Source organism: Oleiphilus sp. HI0128 (assembly GCF_001635365.1).
Genome location: NZ_LWGG01000389.1, coordinates 1 through 755, shown reverse-complemented (window position 1 = coordinate 755; position 755 = coordinate 1). Strand labels below are relative to the sequence as shown.

Annotated in this window: 1 protein-coding gene and 1 pseudogene; both read right to left on the bottom strand. The window is 48.5% G+C overall.

The genetic code is table 11. The features are described 5' to 3' along the window. On the bottom strand, positions 1-419 hold a 419-nt coding region (locus A3763_RS04835; protein ID WP_197482773.1), incomplete at its 3' end, for an ATP-binding protein. Beyond that, positions 409-755, bottom strand: a pseudogene (locus A3763_RS28195) (IS21 family transposase); the annotation flags it as partial. The gene A3763_RS04835 and the pseudogene A3763_RS28195, both read right to left, overlap by 11 nt.

The following is a 755-nucleotide window of genomic DNA, read 5'->3' as shown; positions in this document are numbered from 1 at the left end:
TTCACAAGTTCAATGGTCGATAAGAAGCGCACTCGTAGTCGGTGGTGTTGGATGGCTTGTACGCCTATTGCCGTTGCTAAGTGAGTTTTACCCGTGCCAGGGCCTCCTATAAGTACGATGTTGTGGCTGCCTTCGATGAACTCACAGCGATGAAGCGCTTTGACAGGCGTTTCATCTACACTGCTTTGATTGAAGTCAAAGCCAGCTAGGTCACGGTAGGCTGGGAACCTTGCATGCTTCATCTGATAAGCGATTGATCGCACTTCTCGATCTGTTACTTCAGCTTTGATCAAGGCTTCAAGAATGGGCTGTGCTTGAAGGTAAGATGGCCCGGCTTGCTGTGATAGCTCCATAACACTGTTGGCCATACCGTGTAGTTTGAGTTGTTTGAAGGTGTGGATCATGGTTTCAATGTGCATAAGGATGACCTCTTAGTTGATCGTAGCGTTGTGTGTTGGCAATAGGTTCTTCGTTTAGAATGAGAGAGGGTGGTGTTAGCAAAGGCTCAGGTGTTTCCTGTTCGATGAGTTGGCTCAAACAGTTCATTACATGCTGTTTTGAGGGGTGCCCGCATCGCAGAGATTCCTCAACCGCTTGCTCAACCAGCTGTTCGTCGTGATGAAGTACCAAGGCCAATATCTCGACCATTTCTCGATCACCACCTTGTCGTCGAAGTAAATACTTTTGAATGGACTTGAAGCTGTCTGGCAAGGTCTCGAACGGTGCGCCGTTACGCAGTGCTCCTGGTTTGCGTT